A 26,926-nucleotide genomic window follows, 5' to 3' on the forward strand; every position below is an offset into this window, starting at 1 on the left:
CATACATGACACAACGTAGGTGTATATAATACGGGAGAGACCGGGGATCTTAGATCTCCGGCCGAGATCCCGAAAAAGCAGGATAACAAAAGATCTATTTTAGAAACTTGGAGGTTTAATATGGGACAGACAGTTCTGGAAATGATAGGGATAAAGAAAAGCTTCTCCGGAATATATGCTTTAAGTGGCATCGACTTTTCCCTTGAGCTGGGAGAGGTACACGCACTGCTCGGCGAGAATGGTGCAGGAAAGTCCACACTGATCAAAGTCCTTGGCGGAATTTACCAGCCCGACAGCGGAATCATCAAGGTAAATGGCAAGGAGGTAAAGATCAACGGAGTTCCGGCTGCCAGAGAGAATGGTATAGGAATAATACATCAGGAGATCGTACTTGTTCCATATCTTTCGGTGGCACAGAACCTGTTTCTCGGCAGAGAGATAAGGACAAAGCTTGGAACATTGGACTTTGCAGAGATGAACAGAAGAGCAGAGGAGATGATATCATCCCTCGGTGTGAATATAAAAGCAGACACGATAGTAGAGAATCTGACCATCGCACAGCAGCAGATGGTGGAGATCGTCAAGGCGGTCTCATTCAATGGTAAGATCATAGTTATGGATGAGCCTACCTCATCACTTTCAAACGAAGAGGTGGAGCAGTTATTTGAGATCATTGAGAATCTCAGAAAGAAACAGGTAAGTATAATCTACATCTCCCACAGAATGGAGGAGCTCTTCAGGATATCTGACAGAGTTACCGTCATCAGGGATGGTGCATACGTAGGAACAAAAAAGACATCAGAGACCAACCCGAATGAGCTGGTTGCGATGATGGTAGGAAGAGATCTGGAGAGCTTCTATGCAAGAGATTACTGCGACATGGACAAGGCAGAGGTTGCTCTGGAGGTAAAGAATCTTTCCCAGACAGGTGTCTTTGAAGATATAAGTTTTTCGGTGCACAAGGGCGAGATCCTGGGCTTCTCAGGTCTGGTCGGTGCCGGACGAAGTGAGATCATGGAGGCGGTATTTGGTGCAACACGGCCTACATCAGGCGAGGTGATACTCGGAGGAAAGCCGGTACACTTCAAGAATCCGATGCAGGCTATCAAATCAGGCATAGCGCTGGTTCCTGAGGACAGAAAGAAGCAGGGACTGGTACTCGGCAACAGCGTGGCATTCAACCTCACACTCTCATCCCTCAGATTCTATATGAACGGAATCGCAATAAGCGAGAAGAAGCGCGGCGAGGTAATAGACCATTATTCACAGAGACTTAGGATAAAGGCGGCATCGCCAGAGATTGAGGCGGGCAGCCTGTCAGGTGGAAACCAGCAGAAGGTGGTTCTGGGCAAATGGCTTGCGACCAAGCCGGATGTACTTATTCTGGATGAGCCGACCAGAGGCGTGGATGTAAATGCAAAATTTGAGATATACACAGTAATCAATGAACTGGCAAAGGAAGGCATAGCGATAATCATGGTATCCAGTGAGCTTCCTGAGATCATCAACATGTGCGACAACGTATGTGTGGTCAGAGCCGGAAGACTCGTGAAGAAGCTGTCAAAGGACGAGCTCTCACAGGAAGAGATAATGAAATACGCTGCAGGAGGTATCGAATAATATGGGCGAGACAAAGAAGAATTCAAAAGCAACTTCTATATTAAAGAACAATCCCCTGACATCCATAGTCAAGGGCAACATAGGAATCATAGTGGTCCTGATAATCATGTGTGTGGCGGTAGCACTTGCCACGGACAAGTTTCTCACGACCAACAACATCATATCAGTGCTTAGACAGATTTCAATCAACACATACATAGCACTTGGAATGACACTGATAATTATACTTGGACACATCGACTTGTCAGTTGGATCGATAGTAGCCATGTCGGGAACACTGACCGTAGGATTTATAGTTAACCAGGGACTCCCTCTCGGCGTTGCCATAGTTGCAGGACTTCTGGTTGGTACAGCAGCGGGCTTTATAAGTGGTTTTATAGTTGCTAACTTCAAGGTGCCTGCATTCATCATCACAATGGCCATGATGAACATAGCAAGTGGTATAGCTTATGTCTACACAGGTGGACAGTCAACACGTATCACTAACAAGCTCTTCATCGAGATCGGAACAGGATACCTGTTCAATGTGATCCCACTTCCTGTAGTGTACATGGTAGTGCTCATCATACTGTTCAGCTTCATCCTCAGCAAGACAAAGTTTGGAACATATGTATATGCGATAGGTGGTAACCGCGAGGCTGCAAGACTTTCAGGTGTACCTATCAAGAAGATAGAGATCATAGTATTTACAATATCTGGACTTCTCTCAGCATTTGCAGGACTTGTACTTTGTTCAAGAATGTATTCAGGCCAGCCTTCAGTTGGAAGCGGCTACGAGCTTGATGCCATCGCAGCCTGCGTACTTGGAGGAACTTCCATGGCAGGTGGTAAGGGAAGAATCAGTGGAACCGTATTTGGTGCCATGGTCATCGGAATCATCTCAAATGGTCTTAACCTTATCGGAGTGTCATCATACTGGCAGCTCATCATCAAGGGTCTTATCATCGCATGTGCGGTACTCCTTGATGGACAGAAGGGCAAGCTTGAGCTTCTCAAGAAGAAGAAACTGGCAGCAAACTAGTAGAAAGAGAGGACTGATAATATGGAGATTTTTAGAAAGATGTCCTTCGCGGATTCCACGGGAGATGCAATACCTTTCTACCACGAGGGCAAATATCATATATTCTCACTGACTTCCCCTCCGGGAACAACAGTGTACCCGGCAAGACTCAGAACAACATGGAGCCACAGTGTATCAGAGGATCTGGTGCACTGGGAGGAGCTTCCTACAGCGCTCTATCCGGGCGAGGGCGACGAGCCGGATGCATCAGGAGTATGGACTGGATCGGTCATATACGGCGAGGGCAAATACCATGCATTCTATACAGGCTACTGCCTCACCGCAGAGTATCAGCAGACCATATGCCACGCTACAAGCGACGATGGAATCACGTGGGTGAAGGATGCAGCCAATCCGGTCATCACACCTATGATAGAGCTTTACGAGAAGCTTGACTGGAGAGATCCATATGTATTCTACAATGAGGAGGACAAATGTTACTGGATCCTCATATCAGCGAGAAGGTTGGATATGCCGATAACCAGAAGAGGATGTATAGTTCTCTACAGATCAAAGGATCTGGTCAACTGGGAATATTACGGACCGATATATTCACCGGGACACACCAACTGTCCTGAGTGCCCTGAGATGTACAAGATGGGAGACAATTGGTATCTCTCATACTCAAGATTCTCAGAATATGTAAATACAATATACAGAGTTGCAAAGTCACCATTTGGCCCATGGAGAAAGCCAAAGAAGGATGGCATAGGCGGAAGAAGATTCTACGCAGCCAAGTCCATGCAGGATGATGACGGCAGACGCTTCTACTTCGGTTGGGCTCACGACAGAGCAGACAGAAGCGACAGAGGTGAATGGTACTGGGGCGGAACCTTCTGCGTGCCGCATGAGGTAGTTGCCACAGCGGATGGAGGACTTGACGTAAAGCTTCCAAAGGAATATGAGAATGTATTTGAGAAGCCTGTGGCATGGGATTACATCCCTGTACTTGGAAATGCAGAGCTTCACGGAGACAGACTGGTTGAGATGGATTCAGTAAGCACATGTACATACGGATTCCTTGGACACAACGAGGAGAGCTACATGATGAAGTGCAAGATCATGCCTAGAGAGGTGTATGACCATTTCGGTATACTGCTCAAGTCAGACAAGGAAGCAAGCGGATGCCTTCTCCTTGAGTTCGATGTGGCCATGCAGAGAGTGTCGCTGGTAAATCTTCCTATGGGAGTTGACCCGTTCTGGGTTCAGTCCTGTCAGGCTGTGCCTCCTGCAACGGAGCCGGGCCCTGATGGAGTCAGAGTGTGCGAGAAGACATTTGACATAACAGAGGGCAGCGAGATAGATGTGAAGATCATCGTTGACCATGATATGGTGGAGGTATTTGTCGGAGAACAGGTGGCGTTTACATACAGAATATATGCGAAGCCTGAGTTTGAGACGGGACTTCTGGCACAGGATGCAAGAGTAGAATTCTATGACATAGAGATCACAGGAAAGTAAAATTCACAAGGAGGATCCAACATGGAAAAGAAATATGATGTTGTGGCTCTTGGTGAGTTCCTGATAGACTTTACACCTGCCGGAAGCACTGATTCCGGGATGAAGCTCTTCGAGCAGAATCCCGGAGGGGCTCCAGTAAACATGCTCACGGCGGTCGGTAAAGCCGGGCTTAAGACCGCCTTTATAGGTAAGGTTGGAGATGACATGCACGGCAATTTCCTTGTTGAGACGGCAAAGCAGGCAGGGATAGATACCAGAGGTATAGTGGTTGACAATACGGTATTTACCACTTTGGCATTTGTCACTCTGGATGAGAACGGAGAGCGTGAATTCTCATTTGCCAGAAAGCCGGGAGCGGACACAATGCTCTGTTACAAGGAAGTGGATGCCGACCTGTTAAGAGACACAAAGGTGTTCCATATAGGTTCGCTGTCTCTCACGGATGAACCGGCCAGAACCACCACGTTTCAGGCGGTGAAGGAGGCAAAGAAATACGGCGCGGTGATATCGTATGATCCGAACTACAGAGCACCGCTGTGGGACAGCAGAGAAAATGCGATGGAGAGGATGAAGAGTATTCTTCCATTTGTAGATATAATGAAGCTTTCGGACGAGGAAACAGCGCTACTCACACCATTTTCCGATCCGGAAGAGGCAGCAGAGTATCTTCTGGGAAGCGGCGTCAGACTTGTTGCGGTCACCCTGGGAAGTGAGGGTGTGCTGATATGCAGCAGGGATGGAAGCCGGAAAGTTCCCGGCTTCGTCAGCCATGTGGTAGATACGACGGGGGCTGGAGATTCATTCTGGGGAGCATTTGTATCACAGCTTGTCAGAGCGGATAAGAGACTGGAGGAGTTCAGTATAGATGAGCTTGCAGAGTGTGCAAGATACGGAAATGCGGTTGCGAGCCTGTGTGTCGAGAAGCGCGGAGGACTCAGATCGATTCCTGAAGAGAGCGAGACATTTGAGAGACTCGCAGTAAAGTAAGTGTACTACAATTTTTCACATAAAATTTTCCCTTAACCCTGAAGGCCGGAGAGTTTCCGGCCTTCTTTTTTGTACAATCTAACATTTGGACAGTATAACCATTCAAAAGTGCATTGACTCATAATTCCATTTCCTATAATATGTGGCTGGTGAACAAAAAAATAATCATATATACCACATATTATTAGGAAGAGGAATAAATATGAAGAGTAGATTGACGAGAAAAGAAATGCTTCCGCTTGTGGGAATGACCGTCTCGGCGTTCATATTCAACACATCGGAATTTATGCCAATTGGCTTGCTGACAGACATTGCAAAGTCGTTCAGCATATCGGAGTCGAAGGCGGGAATGCTTATCACAGTGTATTCGTGGATAGTCATGCTGTTGTCCCTGCCGCTCATACTTCTTGTGTCGAAGATAGATTTCAGGAAGCTGTTCATGGGAACGATCGCACTGTTTGGAATATGCCAGATCATGTCCGTGATCGCGCCGACATACGGAGTGCTCATGGCATCGCGTATAGGCGTTGCGTGTACCCATGCGATATTCTGGTCGATAGCTTCACCGGTTGCCATAAGACTTGTAAATGAAGAACACAGATCATTTGCACTGAGCATGGTCGTGACTGGAACGTCCATAGCTACTATAGCCGGACTTCCGCTTGGAAGACTTGTTGGACAGTATATGGGATGGAGAGTTACATTCCTCATCGTTGGAATCATAGCATTTGCGGTTCTGGTGTACATGGCATTTGTATTCCCTAAGATCGCAAGCGGAGAGCAGTTCCATGTGAAGGATCTCCCTGCTCTTCTGAAGAATCCGGTGCTCATCTGCCTGTATATTCAGACGATACTGTTCGTGCTTGGATACTACACGGTGTACAGTTATATAGAGCCGTTCATGCAGCAGGTTGCAAAGCTCCAGAACAATGTCATCACTGTAGTGCTCCTGATATTTGGAGCGATGGGACTTCTCGGAAGCTATCTGTTCTCAAAGCTTTATGACAAGCACAGATTTGCATTTATCGGTACAGTCATGGCAACTCTTCTTGTGTGGCTGCTGCTTCTGCTTCCGGCGTCAAAGACGTTGGCGACCATGGTACTCCTATGTGCATTCTGGGGAATAACAGCCATGGCGTTCAATGTGACCACGCAGTCGGAGGTCATCAGAAGTGTTGATGAGAAGAGCTCCGCAGTGGCGACTGCCATATATTCAGGACTTTTCAACCTCGGTATCGGAGGTGGAAGCTGGATCGGCGGAATTGTGTGCGACAAGAGCGCGATATCATATATCGGTTTTGTAGGTGCGGTGTTCGCGGTTATATCGGTGCTGTTCTTTGCATTTGTACTTCTAAGAAAATTGAGACAGAGTGTGAACTGACAGAGTATTTGCATATAATTAAATGTAATTGAAATATAATAGCGCGGCAGTGCTGGCATGCGGGTTCGGCTTGGAACATGGCATGTCAGGACTGCCGTTTTTTAGTAAGTTTCAAATAATGGGTTGACATATTATCAAAATGATAATATCATACAAATAACCGGGAGATATTATCAAAAAGATAATAAGTTGGAACGCATGCAGATGCAGGAGGAGAAGAATTATGGACGATAACAGGAAAAAGACGCTTATAGTGGTTGACATGCAGAATGATTTCATTGATGGGGCACTAGGCACAAAGGAGGCTGCAGCCATCGTGGAGAATGTGAAAAAGAAGATAAAGGAGTATGCTGACCGCGGGGATGAGATCATCTTCACGAGGGATACGCATTATGAGGATTACATGGAGACAAACGAAGGTCGTCATCTCCCGGTTCCACATTGTATAGAGGAAACTGAGGGCTGGGAGATCGCAGCTGGCCTTGAAGTCCCGGGAGCTATATACATCAACAAGACCAGCTTTGGATATACAGGATGGGGAGACTTCGACCTTCAGGATGTTGAGATGGTAGGTCTTTGTACGGATATATGTGTCGTGTCGAATGCTCTGATCATCAAGGCTCTGTACCCTGAGATAAATGTGAAGGTTGATGCGAGGTGCTGTGCCGGAGTGACGCCGGAGAGCCATGAGGCTGCGCTGACGACCATGGCGATGTGTCAGGTGGACATAATCAGATAACGGCGGAAATATAAAGGAGGATGAAGCATACGTATGAAGACATATGAGATGAGTGACGAAGAGAAGGAATTCCTTGCCGGATATGACCTGACAAAATATGACAGGCCATCTGTTGCCGCGGATGTGGTTGTATTTTCAGTTATGAAGGATGACGAGTGCGAGGATGTAAGAAGACTTCAGGAGAAGAAGCTCAAGATACTACTGATAAGAAGAGGTGGATTCCCATATAAAGGAAGCTGGGCTATGCCCGGTGGGTTCTGCAGAAAAGGTGAGGATGTCATAGATTCGGCCAGAAGAGAGCTTTGCGAAGAGACCAGTATAGGAGATGCATATGTAAAGCTTGTCGGAGTGTATGGCGAGCCGGGCAGAGACCCGAGAGGCTGGGTCATATCATCAACTTATATGGCACTTATGAACGCCGGAGCCTGTAGCCTTAAGGCAGGAGATGATGCACAGGATGCAAGATGGTTTACGGTTGAACTGACAGAGGTGTCAGGCACAGTCGAAGAAATTGCGAAAAATGAAGTTGAAGCTTCATATAAAGTCCAAAACGGGAAAAGATACAGGCTGGTTCTCAAGAATGCAGACTCTGATATAAAACTTACGGCAGTGCTGCGAAAAACAGATATGAGCTCATGCGGACGAAGCTCGGACAGCTACGACATAGAGGAATGTGAAGGACTGGCATTTGACCACGCAAGAATCATAACAGAGGCGGTGCTAGGACTGCGGGAGGATGTCAGGAGAGATATGAAGCTGGCATTTGACCTACTGCCGGATAGATTTACACTCACTGAGCTTCAGAATGTATATGAACAGATATGGGACATGGAACTTACCACACCTAACTTCAGAAGAAAGATTGTGGAATATGTTGAGGAGACTGATGCATATCAGTCCGGTGAGAGATACAGACCTGCCAAACTGTTCACACGAAGGAATGATGCAAGGAAGTAGAGACTATAGTGTAGTGGATTGATGTTTAAAAGGGAGGAATGAATAGATGACATTTAAGAAATTTATAAAAAATGAGATAGAGGGCTGGAAGAAGCTGGAGGTCACCTGGCTGCTTATCGCATGTGCAGTCATCGTGGGGCTGTCCATATATTGGGATGATACGGTTATGGGGATCATATCGTCCACCACAGGCGTGGTCTGTGTAGTGTGCACGGGAAAAGGGAAGTTGTCAGCGTACATATTCGGTCTTGTGAATACTGTGCTTTACGCGGTTATATCGTATAAGGCTGCGCTGTACGGAGAGACAATGCTCAATGCGCTATATTATGTGCCTATGCAGTTTGTTGGATTCTATGTATGGTCAAGGCATATGAACGATGAGACGCATGAGGTCAGAAAGAAACACATGAAGGCGGTTGGCAGGGTATTCATGGTGCTGGCGGTGGCACTCGGCACCTTTCTGTATGGACTGCTGTTAAAGAGGCTCGGGGATGTCATGCCATTTGTGGATGCATTTACAACGGTTTCATCGGTTGTGGCGATGGTTGTATCTGTAAGAATGTTCGCGGAGCAGTGGTGGATATGGATTGCGGTAGATGTGTTTACAATATATATGTGGGCACAAAACTTTATGAGTGGCAATGACAACATAGCGACGCTGCTCATGTGGATAGTGTACCTTGGAAACGCCGTTATTATGTGTGTCAGATGGGAACGTGAGGTCAGAAGGAATCGTTTGGACAAAGTACACGTTTTCGAAGACGGCATGGCGACAGAGTAAGGGAGGCTGACAATTGATGTATAGATATAAGGTGGGAATGTATGGAGGTTCATTTGATCCACTTCACATAGGGCACATCCACGACATCATACGTGCTGCGGCGATGTGTGAGGAACTGTATGTGATGATAAGCTGGTGTGAGGGCAGAGAGTCTGCCTCAAAGGAACTGAGATATCGCTGGATACTTAACAGTACAAGACATCTGCCAAATGTGAAGATAATCATGATAGAGGATAAGGCGGTCTCAAAAGAAGAATATAATACGGATTATTATTGGGAAAAGGGAGCACAGGATATCAAGGACACGATAGGAAAGCCTATAGATGCAGTGTTCTGTGGTTCGGATTATCTTGGAACCGGCAGGTTTGAGAGCCTGTACTGTCCGGAGAGTGAGGTCGTGTACTTTGACAGGGCGGAGGTTCCGGTATCCTCGACAGAGATCCGTGAGTGGGCGACGGCGCATTGGGAGTATATTCCAGAGGTGTGCAGGGATCACTACGTCAGAAAGATTCTGGTTGTCGGCGGTGAATCCACAGGAAAATCCACACTGGTTGAGAATCTTGCGCTGGCATATAACACGAATTTTGTACGGGAGATAGGACGTGACACCTGTGAGTACGCGGGTGGCGAGGAGTTCATGGTTGAAGATGATCTGGTGGAGAACTTCATCAGACAGAAGGACGAGGTACGCAGGGCAGCCAGGCATAGCAACAGACTGTTGTTTGTGGATACCGATGCACTGACTACGGGATTTTATTGTGATCTGCTCATGGACGATGATGAACAAAAACGCAGGCTTACAGATATGGCGGGCGCGATAAATGCAATAAATAAGTGGGATCTTGTGTTGTTCCTTGATCCTGATGGAACGGATTTTGTTCAGGACGGGACCCGGAATGAGGATATAATGCGGGAGAGAAGGCATTACAGTGATTTGCTCAAGGCATGGTTTGACAAGTATGGGGTACACTGTGAGACGATATCGGGAGATTATCTTGACCGGTTCAACACTGCGAAAAAACTGATTGAGGAACGACTTGCGATAACAACTGTATTTTAAATGACAAATGATCATATATATTAACGTCCATGACATGGTTTTTAAAACAACGTGTTGTGGGTATTTTTGCCCGTTTTTTATCGTATTTATGACTATGAATAAAGTACAGATGATGATACAATAGTAAGCAAGAAACGATGATAAGAAAAAGTGGATGTTAAATCGAAAGAAAATGCTAATACTAGATCAAAAGAAAACGCGAATGTAAAAAAGTAATCATAAATATATTGGAGAGGTGGACAAACATGGCAAAGTATATCTTGAGCTGCTGCTCAACAGCAGATCTTTCAAAGGAGCATTTTGACAAAATAGACGTAAAATATATATGCTTTCACTATGAGCTTGATGGAGTGGAGCATTCTGATGACCTGGGACAGACCATGCCATTTGAGGAATTTTACAGGAAGATGACAGAGGGTGCGGCTACGAAGACCTCACAGGTAAATTCGGATGAATATTATGATTTCTGGAAACCTTATCTTGAACAGGGGTATGACATACTTCACCTGACATTGTCATCGGGAATAAGCGGGTCTATAAACTCTGCAAATATTGCCAGGGAGGATCTGGAGGAAGAATTCCCTGACAGGAAACTCTATGTGGTAGATTCCCTGGGGGCTTCCTCGGGATATGGGCTCATCATGGACACGCTGGCAGGCATGAGAGATGAAGGCAGGTCCATAGACGAGCTGCATGACTGGATAGAACAGCATAAGCTGGACCTGAACCACTGGTTCTTCTCAACAGATCTCACGTTTTATATCAGAGGCGGAAGAATATCCAAGACTGCTGGAACGGTTGGCACAATACTTGGAATATGTCCACTTCTCAACATGGATAACGAGGGCAGGCTGATACCGAGATCAAAGATAAGAGGTAAAAAGAAGGTTATTCAGGAGATAGTAAAGCGCATGGAGGAGAATGCACAGGATGGGCTTGATTATTCCGGCAAGTGCTATATATCGCAGTCTGCATGTATGGAGGATGCCGAGGCTGTGGCAAGGCTTGTTGAGGAGAGATTTCCAAAACTTGACGGCAAGGTGGAGATAAATTATATAGGAACTACCATAGGAAGCCATACAGGACCTGGCACAGTTGCCTTGTTTTTCTGGGGCAAAAGGCGCCAGGGGTAGGATAATACATTGTGCATTCATTTTTCCACTGCTATAATGTAGGAAGAGTTTATATTTATTAATTTTTGATGCGCTTGGGCCGATTTTGATATTTAAGACCGGACGATATAGGCTATGTGTTGAAGGCTGGAGGAGAGAGAATGGATAATACAATTGATAAAAGCATACAAATGGACAGCCAGATGAAAGAATTCTTCGAGTGCATAGGCGGGGACGCGGATACACAGCAACAGAGAATCCAGTGTATAAGGAATGGTCTTGCTGCTATTGCTGACAGGCTCAGGCTGGGAAAGGCGGAGATTACTGTTGATATTCCGAAAAACAGGTTTATGCCGCTTGGAGAAAGAAGCAGCGTGGTATTATACGAGAGAGAAGTGACTGAATTGGGTACCCCCGTTGATATAGAGATGAAGATCAGAACCGGTGGTACTGTGTTTATCAAGGATTATCCATATGGTCCGGGTTATTCAGAAGAGGAGATACAGACACACAGGTTTATATTTAGGGAGATATTTATTCAGTACAACCGGACATTGGCTCAGTGCATGCTTGAAAAGATCATGAATACAGATATCAACACGGGTGTTGCCAGTCAGGATTCCCTGATGTATTATGCGGTGAATCTGATAAAAAACGGACTGATTGGTGATTATACAGGCATATTTTTTAATATCCACAATTTCAAGTATGTGAATAAGGTTTTTGATTATTCACAGGGAGATGTGATACTTAGAAATTATGCGCAGATGGTGAAGTCATATCTTGACAGCGATGAGGAGATAGCAAGGCTTGGAGGAGATAATTTCGTTGTAATCTGTCGTAATGAGAATGCGTCTGATTTTATAAGCAAGATTAAAGATGTTCATATGAGTCATGAGTTCAGATCTGTCAAAAGAGAATTCCAGCTGGGAGTTACAGCGGGTATAGCCTGCCTGGAAGGCGTTGATAAGCCGAGGGAAGTTATGGCCAGAACCAGCATTGCGTATCAGGCAGCAAGAAAAACCGGAGCGGGCTCTATAGTGGTATATACAAAAGAGATTCAGAAGCATCTTATGGATGACCAGGAGATTCTGGCTGCTTTTCCCCAGGCACTTGCTGCGGGTGAGTTTGTAGTATATTATCAGCCCAAGGTGAGGATTGCAGACAAAAGCATATATGGTGCGGAGGCACTTGTACGCTGGGTGAGAGATGGACAGGTGGTCACACCTGCGAGATTTATTCCGCAGCTTGAGAGAGAGGGCAGCGTGTGCAGACTTGACTATTATATGCTTGAGCAGGTATGCGGTTTTTTGAAGAGCAGACTGGATAAAGGTCTGAAGATTGTGCCTGTATCAGTCAATTTTTCCAGAAGACATCTGGAAGAAGGCGATCTGGTAGAACGAATAACCGGTACCATAGACAGATTTGGGATAGACAGAAGCTATATTGAGATAGAGCTCACAGAAAGTGAGGATTATCAGAATTATGAGATCATGTCCAGCGTGATAGGAAGACTCAAGGAACGAGGCATAAGTACATCTATAGATGATTTTGGTACAGGATTTTCTTCGCTCAACATGATCAAAAAGGTTGACCTTGATACCATCAAGATAGACAAATCGCTGATACCTTTTGACGATGTAAACAATAATAAGCATCAGGATATAGTAATGTTTTCAAGCATAATAGACCTCATAGGAAGACTCGGGAAAAAGTCAGTTGCGGAGGGCGTTGAGACACATCAGCAGCTTGACTACCTGGAAAAACTTGGCTGTGATATAGTACAGGGATATGTGTTTGACAAGCCCCTGCCAAAGGATGAATTTGAGCAAAGGCTGGAATCGGGATATTAAAAAGTGGCAATGGAGCCATATGAACTCCATTGCCGTTTTTTGTGTATGTAGTAAAACGGTAAAATATATATACATGGGGACTTGTTTCTTCACCGGGAAAATGATAAAACTGTTGAGAGAATTGATAAAGAAACACAGCAAAAACTGCTGCTTGAGATGGGGTTTGCCAGGGAAGTGGCTGACCGTGTTATATTTATGGCCGATGGGATCATAGTTGAGGATGGAACTCCGGAGCAGCTGTTCGGGGATCCGCAGAATGACAGGACAAAGGCGTTTCTCAGTTCAATTCTCAACACCTAAGAGAGTGCCTATATGGTTTATGCTGTGGCACGGACTAAAAAGAACGAGAGGTTTCACAGATGAAGAGTAGACAGGTAAGGAACTCACTGCTGCTGGTTTTGACAGCTTTTATATGGGGCGTAGCTTTTGTTGCACAGAGACAGGGAGGAGATGCGGTCGGACCGTTCTCTTTCAACGGAATAAGGTCACTGATTGGCGGTGCTGTTCTTATACCGGTCATATTTATAATTGACAGGATAAAACCATCTGATAGGAAACCGAGTAATAGATCAGATAGAAAGAGACTTGTGATTGGCGGTATATGCTGTGGAACTGTTCTGTTCCTGGCAAGCTCTGCACAGCAGCTTGGACTTTATATGGGAACACCGGCGGGAAAAGCGGGATTCCTCACAGCGTGTTACATATTGCTGGTTCCAATTCTGAGTCTGTTTTTGAAGAAGAAGTGTGGATGGAATATATGGCTTGGAATAGTTATAGCTGTGGTGGGGCTTTATCTGCTTTGTATGAGCGGCTCACTGTCATTTCAGAGCAGTGATCTTATGGTGCTTGTATGTGCATTGCTTTTTGCAGTACATATACTTGTGATAGACCATTTCTCACCGCTTGTGGATGGAGTCAGAATGTCATGTATACAGTTCTGGGTATGCGGGATTCTCAGCATATTCCCGGCGTTTTTCTCGGAGATGCATCACAGTGTGGCCGGGATTGCGGCATGGGTGCAGCCTCTCGGTACATTGAGTGCGTGGATTCCGATACTTTATGCAGGAGTGTTGTCGTGTGGCGTGGCATATACACTTCAGATAGTTGGACAGAACGGACTAAATCCCACTGTCGCTTCAATGATCATGAGCCTTGAGTCGGTATTCTCTGTCATTGCCGGTTGGATCATCCTTGGAGAACGTATGGGGGTAAGACAGCTTGCAGGATGCGGGCTGATATTTGCCGCAATACTTCTGGCACAGATCCCGGTCGGACGAGAAAAGAAAGAGATGGCATGAACGTCTTGAGAGTCGATGATAAAAATACTTTGTTTTCACAAGAAAAAATATGCAGCAGGCGTACATATATCGTTGAAACACTTGAAAAAAATACGAGTTTTTATTTACTTGAAAAAATGGGTTGACAATAAAATACTTCAGTGCTAGTTTATGTACCAAACAAAGAGCAAATGCAAAGAACAGAATACGATCGTCAAAGATCGCATACTTCAGAGAGCCGCCGGTTGGTGTGAGACGGTGTATGTCCTTGATGATTATCCTCTGCGAGCAGTGCGCTGAATTCCCTGGTCATGAGATGCCAGAGACATTAGGTGTCACCGGTTTTCTACCGTTACATAGAAGCTTATTTCAATAGACAGTGAGTAGTGGTCAGGCGAGATGAGATCAGAGAGGTCATCCTTTTATGATGGCAAATAAAGTGGTAACGCGGAAGTATACAGGCTTTCGTCTTTATGAGATTGCATAGAGACGGAAGCCTTTTTTAATGTGTTTTTTATGTATAAACTCTTTGTACGAATAAATCATGTATCAGCCAGCTTGAGGTCATTACGGATTCATGAGCAGGCATATACTAAAAAAAGGAGCCGCTGCAAGGCGGGAGAAAGGAGAAAGATATGAATAGTTTAGTTATCATTCTTATCGCAGTAGTAGTTTTAGGTGCTGGCTATCTGGGCTATGGAAGATGGCTTGCCAAGAAATGGGGTGTAGATCCAAATGCAAAGACCCCGGCAGTTGCAAATGAGGATGGCAAGGATTATGTACCATCGTCAAAGCTTACAGTATTTGCACATCAGTTTTCATCGATAGCAGGTGCAGGCCCTGTACAGGGACCTATCATTGCAGCCATGTTCGGATGGGTGCCGGTTCTGCTCTGGCTGCTTGTCGGAGGCGTGTTCTTCGGAGCAGTTCAGGATTTTGGTTCATTGTACGCATCGGTCAAGAATGAGGGTAAGTCAATAGGACTTGTCATTGAGAAGTACATAGGCAAGGCAGGAAGAAGATTCTTTTCATTATTCTGCTGGCTCTTTACACTTCTTGTTATAGCAGCATTTACATCGATGGTTTCATCGACATTTAACGGTTTCACAGCAGGAGCTGATGGAGCTGTGACAAAGAACTTCAACGGCGCTGCAGCAGCTACAGTTTCCATGCTGTTCATCGTAGTTGCCATGGTATTTGGTGTGGTTATGAAGACATGCAGGAATATGAGGGAGTGGCTCAAAGCTATAGTAGCCATCGTCCTCATCGTTGCAATGTTTGCAGTAGGTATGAAATGTCCTTGGTACTTAAATGGTGACCAGTGGAATTACGTAATCATGGCTTACCTTTTCCTTGCATCAGTGCTTCCAATGTGGTTACTCATGCAGCCAAGAGATTACATGACAACATTCATGCTCATCGGTATGTTAGTTGGTGCATTTGTCGGAGTTCTGGTAGGACATCCTGATATGAACCTGAATGCATTCAATGGTTTCACAGTTGTATCATCAACAGGAGCTAAGAGTTATCTGTTCCCAACACTGTTTGTAACGATCGCCTGTGGTGCGGTTTCCGGTTTCCACAGCCTTGTTTCATCAGGAACATCATCTAAGACAGTAAGAAATGAAAAAGATATGCTTTTCGTAGGTTACGGCGCAATGATCCTTGAGACACTCCTCGGAGTTATCTCACTTATAGTAGTTGGTGCTGTCGCAGTTGGCGGCAAGGCTCCAGAGGGTCTTACACCTTTCCAGATCTTCTCACAGGGTATCGCAGGATTCCTCGAGAAGTTCGGACTTCCAAACTCAGTTGCAAATGTATTCATGACAATGTGTGTATCAGCACTTGCTCTTACATCACTTGACTCAGTTGCACGTATCGGACGTATGTCATTCCAGGAGCTCTTCATGGGAGACACAACAGATACATCCAAGATGCCTGTATGGCAGAAGATACTTACAAACAAGTATTTTGCAACAGTTATAACACTGTTCTTTGGTTATCTTCTCTGCAAGGGTGGATATTCAAATGTATGGCCACTCTTCGGATCAGCAAACCAGATGCTTGCAGCCCTTGTACTTATAGGCGTAGCAGTATTCCTCAAGGCAACAAACAGAAAGCACGCAATGCTCTACCCACCTATGCTGATAATGCTTGCTGTTACATTTACAGCTATCGTGCTCAATGTAATAGGCAATGTACAGAAGTTCCAGGCTGGAACAGCAACATTCCTTGTAGAGGGACTTCAGCTTATTGTAGCAGTATTCCTTATCGTACTTGGTATCATCGTGGCTATCACATGTATCAAGAAGCTTGTTAATATGAAGAAGGAGAATGCTAAGAAGGCAGAGGCTTAATAGATGAGCGGGGGTTCCCCGTAAAGATTTTAAATACAATATCTACATAAAAAAGATCAGGCGATTGGCGAAATACCGATTGCCTGATTTTTTATGTTTACATGGCATGGCTGTAACCAACATTAAGGATTGACAGGTTGAAGTCTTTGAAGGAAAATAATAGGGAAAATGAGGGATTTCATTCTCTTTGAGATCTTTGGGCATCTGGAATAGTGGAGGAAATATAGGTATGATACAGGATATAGAACCACAGAGGTTTAATAATCAATATAGTAACAGGAGAGAACCAGAGGATCACGATATGGTTCTCTCTTTTTCTGAGAAAATGATATTTGCGAAAGTTATGGATAATGAGAACCTGCTTGGGTTTATGACGTATGGAGAACTGCAGAAAATAACCGGATGCGATAGGAAAATAGGGGATCTGGTTTATCTCTTTTCAATAGATGATACTGCATATTTTCTGTGGAATGGAGATAACCGACTGACAGCTCCGGGATATGATTACCGAAGCATGTATAAGACAAGGGCGTGCCAACCGAAGGCTGCGGTGCTTGCGGCGGCTACCGGCTGGCATCTGTCACTGTGGTACAGAACCAACAGGTTCTGCGGCGCCTGTGGAGAGAGAACTGTACATGATGAAAAAGAGAGGATGCTCAGATGTCCGTCCTGTGGCAGGCTGATATTTCCTGTCATAGCCCCGGCTGTCATAGTGGGCGTGATCGACGGCGACAGGATAATACTTACCACATATGCTGGAAGAGAATACAAGAGATATGCCCTGATTGCGGGATTTACCGAGATAGGAGAGAGCGCTGAGCAGACAGTCAGACGAGAAGTCATGGAAGAGGTCGGCATCAGCGTTAAGAATATCACTTATTACAAGTCACAGCCATGGGGCTATGACAGCAATCTTCTCATGGGTTATTTCTGTCAGGCAGACATACCGGAGGGCGGTGACGGACATCTGACTATAGACAGACAGGAGCTTGCAACTGGAGAGTGGGTAAAGCGTGAGGATATCCCGGACTATCCGGAGCACCTGAGCCTTACCCATGAGATGATGGTGTACTTTAAAGAGCATGGACAGGGAATAATAAGTAAATAGTAATACTGAGTTGACTTTTAAATACAATCAGATAAAATAATAATATGTATTTTAAATTGTATTTTCAATAAATGGATGGCGGTGATAAAGGGCTGAAAAGCCCTTTATTTCGTGTGATGAATAAACGAACAAAGAAGATTCAGACAGAATGCTGTGCGAAGAGCAAGGAGGACGACATGATAAAGAGGAATTTGATAAAACGTCTGATGGCGGCAGGGGCCATCATGGCGGTGACACTTTCGCTGACCGGGTGTGGTATCGGTGGCAATTCCGTGAAGCTGGGAGCCGCGGGAGTTGGCGGCGGATACTATGCGTTCTCCAACGCATTTGCGCAGATAGCATCCTCGGAGGATGAGGATCTTGATTTTGAGGTAAAGGCTACTGCAGGCTCCACGGCGAATATCAGGCTTCTGTCCGACGGATATGTGGATATGGCGATAGCCCAGGCGGATCTGGTGGATGCGGCCTACAACGGAACAGGTGCCACGGACAAGAAGAGGTACAGAGGGTACTCGGCAGTTGCCAGCCTGTACACTGAGGCGTGTCAGATTGTGGTGAGATCTGACTCGGGAATAGACAGCTTGGATGATCTTCAGGGCAAGAAGATTTCTGTGGGTGAGGAGGAGTCCGGTACCCAGAGAAATGCAGAGCAGATACTTAAGATGACCGGACTTGTGGAATCCCTTGTGGACACGGTTAATCTCGATTATGTGGATGCGGCAAATGAACTCAAATCAGGACAGATAGATGCATTCTTTTGTACAGCAGGTATACAGACCTCGGTGATCGAGGAGCTGTCTAAGGAATGTGACGTAAAGCTCATCGGAATAGATGACAAATGCAGGGACAGACTAAAATCCGTGTACGGCTTCTATACGGATTACACCATACCAGCGGGAACCTACGAGGGACAGACTCAGGATGTTGTGACACTCGGTGTCAGAGCAGTGCTCCTCGCCAGGGATGATATGGATGAGAAGATAGTGGAGGAGCTCACAGGACTTCTCTTTGAACATGCGCAGGATATCCAGTATTCAATAGCACTCACCTTCCAGATAGATGAGAGTGAGGCTGTGAAGAACGTGACCATTCCATTTCATGATGGTGCGAAAGCTTATTATCAGAAAAAAGGAATAGAGATCCCGGCTGAACAGTAGTTGTCAGCTGCTGATAATAAATATACTGAATGCGGAAAAGAATATATGCAGATGATATTGGGTAAAATGGTATCTGATCACGGATGTCTGCATGTGTATATAATATAGATAAGAGAGGTCTTACATGGAGATACAGATAGATATGTATCAGACACTGGCGGTGTCAGTTCTGGTACTTATATTGGGACAGTTTTTGAAGAAAAGAATTAATTTCCTGGAGAAATTCTGCATACCGGCGCCGGTCATAGGAGGTCTGCTTTTCGCAGTCCTGACCTGTGTGTGTTACAGTCTTGGCATAGCAGAATTTACATTTGACGATACGCTGAGAGAGGTGTGCATGGTATTCTTCTTCACATCCGTTGGATTCCAGGCGAATCTCAAGGTTTTAAAGAGCGGAGGAAAGTCGTTGTTCATATTCCTTGGACTGGTTGTGGTGCTTATAGTGTCCCAGAATTTTCTGGCACTCGGGGTGAGTAAGCTGCTGCATCTTGATCCGCTTGTTGGACTCTGCACGGGATCTATACCTATGGTAGGTGGTCATGGAACTGCAGGAGCGTTTGGCCCGGTGCTGGAGGATTTTGATGTCAAGGGGGCAACAACTATATGCACGGCTGCGGCAACATTTGGACTTATCGCAGGAAGTCTTATAGGTGGCCCTATTGGCAAGAGACTCATAGACAGGAAGAAACTTCTGGACACTGCAGTTGCCGAGGACGACAGTATACTGGTTGAGGATGAGAAGAAACATGAGCGTCATACCAATATGTATGCGGCAGCAGTGTTTCAGCTCATCATAGCAGTAGGAATAGGAACCATCATATCGGAACTCCTAACAAAGACAGGACTTACATTTCCTATATATATAGGTGCGATGATCGCGGCTGCGGTCATCAGAAATATCGGAGAGTATTCCGGTAAGTTTGATATATACATGGGTGAGATCAACAACCTTGGTGGTATCTGCCTGTCACTGTTCCTTGGAATGGCGATGATCACACTGAAGCTGTGGCAGCTTGCAGAACTTGCACTTCCGCTGATCATACTGCTCTCAGCGCAGCTTATACTCATGATGCTGTTCACATATTTTGTTGTGTTCAACGTGATGGGCAGGGATTACGATGCGGCGGTTCTGTCCGCCGGAACATGCGGATTCGGTATGGGAGCAACGCCAAATGCCATGGCTAACATGCAGGCTATATGCGACCGCTATGTTCCTTCAGTCAAGGCATATCTGATAATACCGCTTATAGGAAGTTTATTTGCTGACTTCCTGAACAGCCTGGTAATTACATTTTTCATAAACATACTTTAGGGGGTATAACCAACTATGAGAGAAAAAAATAAAGAACAGCATAAAAAGCATCACAGATTCAACATGTCATTTGACAATCTGGCTATTCCTGAGGTGAACACAAAGAGCCATGATGACAATGAGGATAATGTGGGTGAGGATGACTCGTCTGTGACATATGACACGGTGGCAATCCCGGAGATCCACATAAGGAAAAAGAAAGACAAATAGTGATTAAAATCGTCCGGTTGTGTTAGAATACAGTCGGGCGATTTTTATATTAAGATTATTTTATTATTGACAGGTTAATCGATATTGCTGCGAAATTGACTTGTTATTGTATATATGGGGGTTGTATATGGGTGACAGCAAGGTGAAAAATGAGAATATGATTTTGGATTTTACTCACGTATATCGTGATGAGGATATAAAAGATATAGATAGATTCAGATACATAGATTGCTCTGATATACAAGAGACAGATATGTATTGTTCAAAAAATGCGTATGAAAAAATATGGGGCAGGATAGAGCCGTACGGAATCCAGGGTATACATTATATCGATTCGGGAAATTATCATTATATAACGAAGATTATAACAGATCATATAACCGAACCGTTTGGGCTGGTTATGTATGATCATCATACAGACATGCAGATACCTATGGTTCCGGAAATGATGAGCTGCGGAGACTGGGCGGGACAGACTCTTATACAGAATGAAAATCTAAGACAGCTGGTGGTTGTAGGTCCGCCGGAGTCAGATATAGAGCAGACTTTGGAAAGTTATAAAGGTTCCAAGGGGAGACAAGAAAATGTGGGAAGCTATAAATGTGGGTATAATGTACAAGAAGCTGAGTACGATGATTCGTATGATATTTCCCGGGATATCTCAAGCGGAAGACTGTTGATATTTTCTGCCAAAGACCTGCATGGTGGACTGCCTGAGGATAAGCTGAACCATATCAGAACAGATCTGCCTTTGTACATATCTATAGACAAAGACGTCCTCGGAACAGAATACACGGAGACAAACTGGAGTCAGGGGGATATGTCAATCGGTGGACTTGAACACCTGCTCGGTGTCTTTCTTGGCGGTCAGGGTGAAGAAAAAAATACAGACGCTTGTCGTAATGATGAAAGATATGCCGGTGGTATAAGACATTCAAGAATATTGGGTGTTGATGTATGCGGAGAGGTTCAGACAGATATTTCAGTGCCTGAATATCTTGAGGCGGAGGAGAAGAATGAGAAGGTCAATATCGAACTGTTTCGGTTTATATCGGAGCATGTGAAGAAATTCAGATAGTATTAGATATAATAGTTGTATACAATTATGAGTTAGAATAGAAAAATGTAGAAAATGGAAAACTAACAACGAGAAAATTAGAAAGCGTAAGGTGAAAATATGGATGAGATTCAAAAGCATCTGTTTGAACTTCAGGATATAAAGTACAGAGATTTTCACAGCAGGCTTATGCCTGACACCGACAAGGAGACTGTCATAGGCATAAGAGTTCCAGTGCTCAGAAAGTATGCGAAGAGTATAGCTGGAACAGAACTGTCAGAAAAGTTTATAAAAGAACTTCCACACCATTATTACGAGGAAAATAATCTCCACATGATGCTCATAACCAGGATAAAGGATTATGACAGATGTATCTCGGAGATAGAAAGATTTCTTCCATATATAGATAACTGGGCGACATGTGATTTTCCTGCGCCGAAGTGTTTTGAAAAGCACAAGGAAGAACTGCTACCGGTCATCAAGTGCTGGATTGCCTCAAGCGAGACCTATACTATAAGGTACGGAATAGGAATGCTCATGAGACTTTATCTTGACGAGGATTTTGAGCCTGAGTATGTGAAGCTTGTGGCGGGAGTTGAGTCTGATGAGTATTATGTCAACATGATGATAGCGTGGTACATGGCTACAGCCCTGGCAAAGCAGTGGGATGCGGTCGTTCCGTACATAGAAGAACACCGCATGTCCGACTGGGTTCACCGAAAGACGATACAGAAGGCAGTGGAGAGTTACCGTATAACGGATGAGCAGAAGAGATATCTTAAGGGATACAGATAATTACATAATCGCAACACAAGAAAGGAAAAATACACATGACAACAAGAGAGGAAGTTCTGGCATATGGTCTCTCATTTCCGGACACTTACCAGGAGGCGCCATTTCACGACCAGAATTGGCAGCTTGTCAGGGTAAAGGGAAGCAAGAAGGCATTCCTTTGGACTTATGAGAGGGATGGATATATCAATCTGAATGTGAAGGCTGATCCGGAAAGCCGGGATTTCTGGAGGCAGGCATTTGAGTCTGTCATACCGGGGTGGCATCAGAACAAAGAACACTGGAATACGATCATACTTGATGGAAGTGTGCCCGATGATGCGGTGAAGCAGATGATAGCGGAGAGCTATGACATAGTTACATACAGCCCTACAAAGAGGATCTATGATGCGGTGAAGAAGATTCCGAAGGGATGTGTTGCAACATACGGCCAGGTTGCGGAGATGGCAGGTGACAGGAAGATGGCGAGAGCCGTGGGCAATGCACTTCATAAGAATCCTGATCCTGAGAATATACCGTGTTACCGCGTGGTGAATTCCAAGGGTGAGCTTGCGGGAGCATTTGCGTTCGGTGGAGCAGATGTCCAGGCGGACCGCCTGAGGGCAGACGGCATAGAGGTTGAAAATGACCGGGTAGACCTGAAGAAATATGGAATGAAAAACTGAGTCGCAATACAGACAGAAAGGCAATACAGAATCATGACATCTGATAACACAAAGACAAATGAAAATCAGAACAATCCCCTTGGATATGAGAATGAGGCACATCTGCTCACAACCTTTGCCATACCGTGTATCATATCCATGCTGGTGACAGCACTTTATAATATAGTTGACCAGATATTTATAGGACACGGAGTGGGAATGCTTGGAAATGCTGCGACAAATATAGCATTTCCTCTTTCAACGGCATGTACTGCGATATCGCTTCTTCTTGGCATAGGAAGTGCGACCAGCTTTTCATTGAAGCTTGGTGCCGGAAATGAGAAGAAGTCGGCTGAGGCAGCAGGAAATGGAATCTGTCTCATGGCGATATTTGGCGTGGCACTTTTCCTTGTGACGACAATATTCCTGACACCTATGCTAAAGGCATTCGGCGCAACTGACAAGGTTCTGCCATTTGCACAGGAGTACACAAGGATAACAGCGATAGGTTTCCCATTCCTGATAGCGAATACCGGAATGAGCAAGCTGATCATGGCTGATGGAAGTCCGAGGTATTCAATGATATCCATGCTGACAGGTGCCATCATCAACACTATACTTGATCCGATACTTATATTCGGGCTCGATATGGGTATGCGCGGTGCGGCGCTGGCAACTATCACAGGACAGATCATATCATTTGCCATAAGCCTCAGATATATGTTCCATTTCAAGACAATACATCTTACCAGGGAAAGTTTTGTTATGCGAGGAGAGCCCTGCGGCAATATATTCAGATTCGGTGCGTCGGCGTGTTTCAATCAGATAGCCATGGCGATAGTCCAGGTTGTCATGAACAATACTTTGTCAAGATACGGAGCACAGTCGGTGTATGGAGGCGACATACCACTTGCGTGTTCAGGAATAATAAGCAAGGTAAACATGATATTCATGGCGATCGTTATAGGAATATCACAGGGAACCCAGCCGATAATAGGCTTCAACTATGGCGCAGGAAAGTACAGGAGGGTGAGAAAGACTTATCTTCTGGCGCTGGCAGCAGCATCGGCTCTGTCGGTGGTGGCATTTGCAGCATTCCAGATATTCCCCAGACAGATCATCAGCGCATTTGGAGAGGGAAGCGAGCTGTACTTCCAGTTTTCAGAGAGATACTTCAGGATATATATGTTTCTTACCATCGTAAATGGAATCCAGCCGGTGACATCAAACTTCTTCAACTCTATAGGAAAGGCGAGACTTGGTGTGTTCATGTCACTCACAAGACAGATACTATTTCTGCTTCCTCTCATCATCATATTCCCTATATTCATGGGAATCGATGGTGTCATGTATGCGGGACCGATAGCGGACGGCATTACCGCAGTTGTCTGCGGCGTGTTCACGGTGAGGGAACTTAAGGAACTGATTTCTATAGACAGAGATGCACATGAAAAAGCCGTGAAAATATAGACGATAATCAGGATCTATATATTGCGCATACAACGCATCGTGTTATAATTGAGAAAAAATATCAATAGACATAAATAGACGGCATTCGACAGACGATTTTGTGGTACTGAAAGACTGCGTGGATGAATCTGGACGAATGATGAAAGAAGGATAATCAATTATGACACTGAGAGATTTGAAGGTGGGACAGAGTGCCAGAATAAAGGCAGTTGGCGGTGAAGGAGAGCTAAGACAGCATTTCCTTGACATGGGTGTTATCCCCGGTGCGGAGCTCACCCTTGTGAAGCTTGCTCCTATGGGCGATCCTATGGAGTTTCAGATCCATGGATATGAACTTACACTCAGACTGGCAGATGCAGAGCAGATAGATGCAGAGCAGATAGAGACAAGATCCAGAGCTCACACTAGGGTTGAGACAATAGAGGAGAAGGAACATCCGGGACTTGGCGAGGAAGGAAAATATCACGTCAAAGGGGACGGCGATCCGCTTCCGGAAGGAACAAGACTTACATTTGCCCTGGTTGGAAACCAGAACTGTGGAAAGACGACACTGTTCAATCAGCTCACCGGATCAAATCAGCATATAGGCAATTTCCCCGGAGTAACTGTCGACAGAAAGGATGGTCCGATAAGGGGCAGGGAAAATACTTCCGTGACAGATCTTCCTGGAATATATTCGATGTCTCCTTATAGCAGCGAGGAGATCGTGTCCAGAAACTTCGTGCTTGACGATCACCCAAAGGCTATCATCAATATAGTAGACGCTACTAATATAGAGCGAAATATGTATCTCACGATGCAGCTTCTCGAGATGGAGATACCGGTTGTCGTTGCACTCAACATGATGGATGAGGTCACAGGCAATTCAGGCTCCATAGATGTAAATGGGATGGAGGCCATGCTTGGAACCCCGGTTGTTCCTATATCTGCGGCAAAGAACGAGGGTGTGGATGAGCTTGTAAGACACGCCATACATATAGCCAAGTATCAGGAAAAGCCTGGAAGACAGGACTTCTGTGATGAGAATGAGTTTGGCGGAGCTGTTCACAGATGTATACATGCGGTGGCGCATCTTATAGAGGATCATGTAAAGGCGGCAGATCTGCCGCTTAGATTCGCTGCTACCAAGATCATAGAGGGAGATCATCTCATACTTGACAGGCTTGGACTTGATGAGAACGAGAAAGAGACGATAGAACATCTGATAATCCAGATGGAAAAAGAGCGAGGACTTGACCGGAGTGCAGCCATAGCTGATATGAGATTTAATTTCATAGAAAAGGTATGTGAAAACTGTGTAGTCAAGCCAAAGGAGAGCAAGGAGAGGATCAGAAGCGAAAAGATAGATCGCATTCTTACGGGTAAGTATACCGCAATCCCATGCTTTATAGGTATCATGCTGGCGGTGTTCTATCTGACATTTAACGTGATCGGAGCTGGACTTCAGAAACTTTTAGAGATGGGGATAGATGCACTCACGGTTCAGGTGGGAAAGCTTCTCACCGCAGCAAATGTAAATGTGGTCGTCAAGAGCCTTGTTATGGATGGAATATTTGCGGGTGTCGGAAGTGTGCTCAGTTTTCTTCCGATCATAGTGACTCTGTTCTTTTTCCTGTCGCTCATGGAAGACAGCGGATACATCGCCAGAGTTGCATTTGTCATGGATAAGCTGCTAAGGAAGATCGGACTTTCCGGCAAGAGCATAGTTCCGATGCTGATAGGCTTTGGCTGTACGGTTCCGGCCGTCATGGCAACCAGGACACTCCCGAGTGAGAGAGACCGAAAGATGACTATTCTGCTCACTCCATACATGAGCTGTTCAGCTAAGCTTCCTATATATGCGTTCTTTGTAAGCGCATTCTTCCCTGGAAAGGGCGGCCTTATTATGGCAGGGCTTTATTTCCTTGGAATTGCGATAGGAATAATTGTGGCTATGGTTTATCGGAGCACATTGTTTAAGGGCAATGCGGTTCCTTTTGTCATGGAGCTTCCAAATTACAGACTTCCGGGTGCGAAGAACGTAGGCCAGCTCCTGTGGGAGAAGGCAAAGGACTTTCTTCAGAAGGCGTTCACAGTTATATTTCTTGCAACTATATGTATCTGGTTCCTTCAGAGCTTTGATATGCACATCAATATGGTGAAAGACTCGCAGGACAGCATACTTGCTGCGATAGCCGGACTTTTGGTGCCGATATTTAAGCCTCTTGGACTTGGCGACTGGAGAATATGTACGTCGCTCATAAGTGGTATCATGGCGAAGGAGAGTGTGGTATCCACACTTGAGATATTGTTTAACGGATCAGTGACCGCAGCTATCACAACCAGGGCTGCAGCATCGCTGCTCGTATTCAGCCTGCTTTACTCGCCTTGTATAGCAGCCATCGCCTCCATCAAGAGAGAGATGGGGCACCGCTGGGCTATCGCCGTAGTGATATGGCAGTGCGTTGTGGCGTGGCTTGCAGCATTTGTGGTGTATATGATAGGTGGAATTCTGTGATAAAAGCCTGAAGTATGGGGCTGATACATTCTGG

At 45.3% G+C, this 26,926-nt stretch carries 22 protein-coding genes, 1 pseudogene and 1 other annotated feature; all 23 genes and pseudogenes read left to right on the forward strand.

Annotation, left to right across the window (positions count from 1 at the left end; translation table 11 throughout):
• Window positions 1-120: 120 nt before the first annotated feature.
• A complete protein-coding gene (locus tag DW159_RS12155) occupies window positions 121-1,620 on the forward strand; it encodes a sugar ABC transporter ATP-binding protein (protein WP_117551113.1) in 1,500 nt (499 codons plus the stop codon).
• A 1-nt stretch (window position 1,621) separates the two neighbouring features.
• Entirely contained in the window at window positions 1,622-2,641 is a 1,020-nt protein-coding gene (locus tag DW159_RS12160) for an ABC transporter permease (RefSeq protein ID WP_117551115.1), read from the forward strand.
• A gap of 21 nt (window positions 2,642-2,662) precedes the next feature.
• The gene (locus DW159_RS12165) at window positions 2,663-4,141 is read left to right on the forward strand and encodes a glycoside hydrolase family 32 protein (protein ID WP_117551117.1); all 1,479 of its coding nucleotides are present in this window, start codon (window positions 2,663-2,665) and stop codon (window positions 4,139-4,141) included.
• A gap of 21 nt (window positions 4,142-4,162) precedes the next feature.
• Complete coding sequence (locus tag DW159_RS12170; protein ID WP_055223625.1) at window positions 4,163-5,128, forward strand: carbohydrate kinase family protein; 966 nt, start codon at window positions 4,163-4,165, stop codon at window positions 5,126-5,128.
• A 202-nt stretch (window positions 5,129-5,330) separates the two neighbouring features.
• On the forward strand, window positions 5,331-6,509 hold the full coding sequence (locus DW159_RS12175) for a sugar transporter (RefSeq protein ID WP_117551119.1): 1,179 nt from the start codon (window positions 5,331-5,333) through the stop codon (window positions 6,507-6,509).
• Window positions 6,510-6,732: 223 nt separating this feature from the next.
• Window positions 6,733-7,248 (forward strand): cysteine hydrolase family protein, encoded by a 516-nt coding sequence (locus DW159_RS12180; protein WP_117551120.1) that lies wholly within the window; start codon window positions 6,733-6,735, stop codon window positions 7,246-7,248.
• 33 nt (window positions 7,249-7,281) lie between these two features.
• On the forward strand, window positions 7,282-8,205 hold the full coding sequence (locus DW159_RS12185; protein ID WP_117551122.1) for an NUDIX hydrolase: 924 nt from the start codon (window positions 7,282-7,284) through the stop codon (window positions 8,203-8,205).
• 46 nt (window positions 8,206-8,251) lie between these two features.
• The gene (gene pnuC / locus DW159_RS12190) at window positions 8,252-8,986 is read left to right on the forward strand and encodes a nicotinamide riboside transporter PnuC (protein WP_117551124.1); all 735 of its coding nucleotides are present in this window, start codon (window positions 8,252-8,254) and stop codon (window positions 8,984-8,986) included.
• A gap of 16 nt (window positions 8,987-9,002) precedes the next feature.
• Complete coding sequence (locus tag DW159_RS12195) at window positions 9,003-10,046, forward strand: AAA family ATPase (RefSeq protein ID WP_117551126.1); 1,044 nt, start codon at window positions 9,003-9,005, stop codon at window positions 10,044-10,046.
• Between the two features lie 245 nt (window positions 10,047-10,291).
• The gene (locus tag DW159_RS12200; protein WP_117551128.1) at window positions 10,292-11,179 is read left to right on the forward strand and encodes a DegV family protein; all 888 of its coding nucleotides are present in this window, start codon (window positions 10,292-10,294) and stop codon (window positions 11,177-11,179) included.
• A 140-nt stretch (window positions 11,180-11,319) separates the two neighbouring features.
• Window positions 11,320-13,011, forward strand: coding sequence for a putative bifunctional diguanylate cyclase/phosphodiesterase (locus DW159_RS12205; RefSeq protein ID WP_117551129.1), 1,692 nt, complete (start codon window positions 11,320-11,322; stop codon window positions 13,009-13,011).
• A gap of 153 nt (window positions 13,012-13,164) precedes the next feature.
• Window positions 13,165-13,311 (forward strand): annotated as a pseudogene (locus DW159_RS12210) (polar amino acid ABC transporter ATP-binding protein); the annotation flags it as partial.
• Between the two features lie 59 nt (window positions 13,312-13,370).
• On the forward strand, window positions 13,371-14,309 hold the full coding sequence (locus tag DW159_RS12215; protein ID WP_117551132.1) for a DMT family transporter: 939 nt from the start codon (window positions 13,371-13,373) through the stop codon (window positions 14,307-14,309).
• A 166-nt stretch (window positions 14,310-14,475) separates the two neighbouring features.
• Window positions 14,476-14,764 (forward strand) — a binding site (T-box leader).
• A 159-nt stretch (window positions 14,765-14,923) separates the two neighbouring features.
• On the forward strand, window positions 14,924-16,645 hold the full coding sequence (locus DW159_RS12220; RefSeq protein WP_117551134.1) for a carbon starvation CstA family protein: 1,722 nt from the start codon (window positions 14,924-14,926) through the stop codon (window positions 16,643-16,645).
• A gap of 229 nt (window positions 16,646-16,874) precedes the next feature.
• Window positions 16,875-17,753 (forward strand): NAD(+) diphosphatase, encoded by an 879-nt coding sequence (gene nudC / locus DW159_RS12225; RefSeq protein WP_117551135.1) that lies wholly within the window; start codon window positions 16,875-16,877, stop codon window positions 17,751-17,753.
• Between the two features lie 179 nt (window positions 17,754-17,932).
• Window positions 17,933-18,910, forward strand: coding sequence for a TAXI family TRAP transporter solute-binding subunit (locus DW159_RS12230; RefSeq protein WP_117551337.1), 978 nt, complete (start codon window positions 17,933-17,935; stop codon window positions 18,908-18,910).
• 124 nt (window positions 18,911-19,034) lie between these two features.
• Window positions 19,035-20,222: a sodium/glutamate symporter gene (gltS, locus tag DW159_RS12235; RefSeq protein ID WP_055273905.1), complete on the forward strand. Its 1,188-nt coding sequence runs from the start codon at window positions 19,035-19,037 to the stop codon at window positions 20,220-20,222.
• A 15-nt stretch (window positions 20,223-20,237) separates the two neighbouring features.
• Window positions 20,238-20,432 carry a hypothetical protein gene (locus DW159_RS12240; RefSeq protein WP_004851427.1) on the forward strand — a complete coding sequence of 65 codons (195 nt, stop codon included), beginning with the start codon at window positions 20,238-20,240 and terminating at the stop codon, window positions 20,430-20,432.
• Between the two features lie 127 nt (window positions 20,433-20,559).
• Window positions 20,560-21,510, forward strand: coding sequence for an arginase (locus tag DW159_RS12245; protein ID WP_117551137.1), 951 nt, complete (start codon window positions 20,560-20,562; stop codon window positions 21,508-21,510).
• A gap of 99 nt (window positions 21,511-21,609) precedes the next feature.
• The gene (locus DW159_RS12250) at window positions 21,610-22,284 is read left to right on the forward strand and encodes a DNA alkylation repair protein (RefSeq protein WP_117551139.1); all 675 of its coding nucleotides are present in this window, start codon (window positions 21,610-21,612) and stop codon (window positions 22,282-22,284) included.
• Between the two features lie 35 nt (window positions 22,285-22,319).
• Window positions 22,320-22,946, forward strand: a complete 627-nt coding sequence (locus tag DW159_RS12255; RefSeq protein WP_117551141.1) for a methylated-DNA--[protein]-cysteine S-methyltransferase — start codon at window positions 22,320-22,322, stop codon at window positions 22,944-22,946.
• A 33-nt stretch (window positions 22,947-22,979) separates the two neighbouring features.
• Window positions 22,980-24,395: an MATE family efflux transporter gene (locus DW159_RS12260; protein WP_117551143.1), complete on the forward strand. Its 1,416-nt coding sequence runs from the start codon at window positions 22,980-22,982 to the stop codon at window positions 24,393-24,395.
• A gap of 160 nt (window positions 24,396-24,555) precedes the next feature.
• Window positions 24,556-26,892 (forward strand): ferrous iron transport protein B, encoded by a 2,337-nt coding sequence (gene feoB, locus DW159_RS12265; protein ID WP_117551145.1) that lies wholly within the window; start codon window positions 24,556-24,558, stop codon window positions 26,890-26,892.
• The last annotated feature ends 34 nt before the right edge of the window (window positions 26,893-26,926 follow it).

This window comes from Coprococcus sp. AM14-16 (genome assembly GCF_003434675.1).
Taxonomy (GTDB): domain Bacteria; phylum Bacillota; class Clostridia; order Lachnospirales; family Lachnospiraceae; genus Coprococcus; species Coprococcus aceti.

What these genes read in the sequence shown, in the direction of transcription:
- DW159_RS12155 (WP_117551113.1), top strand. Translation starts at nt 121, where the DNA reads ATGGGACAGACAGTTCTGGAAATGATAGGGATAAAGAAAAGCTTCTCC.
- DW159_RS12160 (WP_117551115.1), top strand. Translation starts at nt 1,622, where the DNA reads ATGGGCGAGACAAAGAAGAATTCAAAAGCAACTTCTATATTAAAGAAC.
- DW159_RS12165 (WP_117551117.1), top strand. Translation starts at nt 2,663, where the DNA reads ATGGAGATTTTTAGAAAGATGTCCTTCGCGGATTCCACGGGAGATGCA.
- DW159_RS12170 (WP_055223625.1), top strand. Translation starts at nt 4,163, where the DNA reads ATGGAAAAGAAATATGATGTTGTGGCTCTTGGTGAGTTCCTGATAGAC.
- DW159_RS12175 (WP_117551119.1), top strand. Translation starts at nt 5,331, where the DNA reads ATGAAGAGTAGATTGACGAGAAAAGAAATGCTTCCGCTTGTGGGAATG.
- DW159_RS12180 (WP_117551120.1), top strand. Translation starts at nt 6,733, where the DNA reads ATGGACGATAACAGGAAAAAGACGCTTATAGTGGTTGACATGCAGAAT.
- DW159_RS12185 (WP_117551122.1), top strand. Translation starts at nt 7,282, where the DNA reads ATGAAGACATATGAGATGAGTGACGAAGAGAAGGAATTCCTTGCCGGA.
- pnuC (WP_117551124.1), top strand. Translation starts at nt 8,252, where the DNA reads ATGACATTTAAGAAATTTATAAAAAATGAGATAGAGGGCTGGAAGAAG.
- DW159_RS12195 (WP_117551126.1), top strand. Translation starts at nt 9,003, where the DNA reads ATGTATAGATATAAGGTGGGAATGTATGGAGGTTCATTTGATCCACTT.
- DW159_RS12200 (WP_117551128.1), top strand. Translation starts at nt 10,292, where the DNA reads ATGGCAAAGTATATCTTGAGCTGCTGCTCAACAGCAGATCTTTCAAAG.
- DW159_RS12205 (WP_117551129.1), top strand. Translation starts at nt 11,320, where the DNA reads ATGGATAATACAATTGATAAAAGCATACAAATGGACAGCCAGATGAAA.
- DW159_RS12215 (WP_117551132.1), top strand. Translation starts at nt 13,371, where the DNA reads ATGAAGAGTAGACAGGTAAGGAACTCACTGCTGCTGGTTTTGACAGCT.
- DW159_RS12220 (WP_117551134.1), top strand. Translation starts at nt 14,924, where the DNA reads ATGAATAGTTTAGTTATCATTCTTATCGCAGTAGTAGTTTTAGGTGCT.
- nudC (WP_117551135.1), top strand. Translation starts at nt 16,875, where the DNA reads ATGATACAGGATATAGAACCACAGAGGTTTAATAATCAATATAGTAAC.
- gltS (WP_055273905.1), top strand. Translation starts at nt 19,035, where the DNA reads ATGGAGATACAGATAGATATGTATCAGACACTGGCGGTGTCAGTTCTG.
- DW159_RS12240 (WP_004851427.1), top strand. Translation starts at nt 20,238, where the DNA reads ATGAGAGAAAAAAATAAAGAACAGCATAAAAAGCATCACAGATTCAAC.
- DW159_RS12245 (WP_117551137.1), top strand. Translation starts at nt 20,560, where the DNA reads ATGGGTGACAGCAAGGTGAAAAATGAGAATATGATTTTGGATTTTACT.
- DW159_RS12250 (WP_117551139.1), top strand. Translation starts at nt 21,610, where the DNA reads ATGGATGAGATTCAAAAGCATCTGTTTGAACTTCAGGATATAAAGTAC.
- DW159_RS12255 (WP_117551141.1), top strand. Translation starts at nt 22,320, where the DNA reads ATGACAACAAGAGAGGAAGTTCTGGCATATGGTCTCTCATTTCCGGAC.
- DW159_RS12260 (WP_117551143.1), top strand. Translation starts at nt 22,980, where the DNA reads ATGACATCTGATAACACAAAGACAAATGAAAATCAGAACAATCCCCTT.
- feoB (WP_117551145.1), top strand. Translation starts at nt 24,556, where the DNA reads ATGACACTGAGAGATTTGAAGGTGGGACAGAGTGCCAGAATAAAGGCA.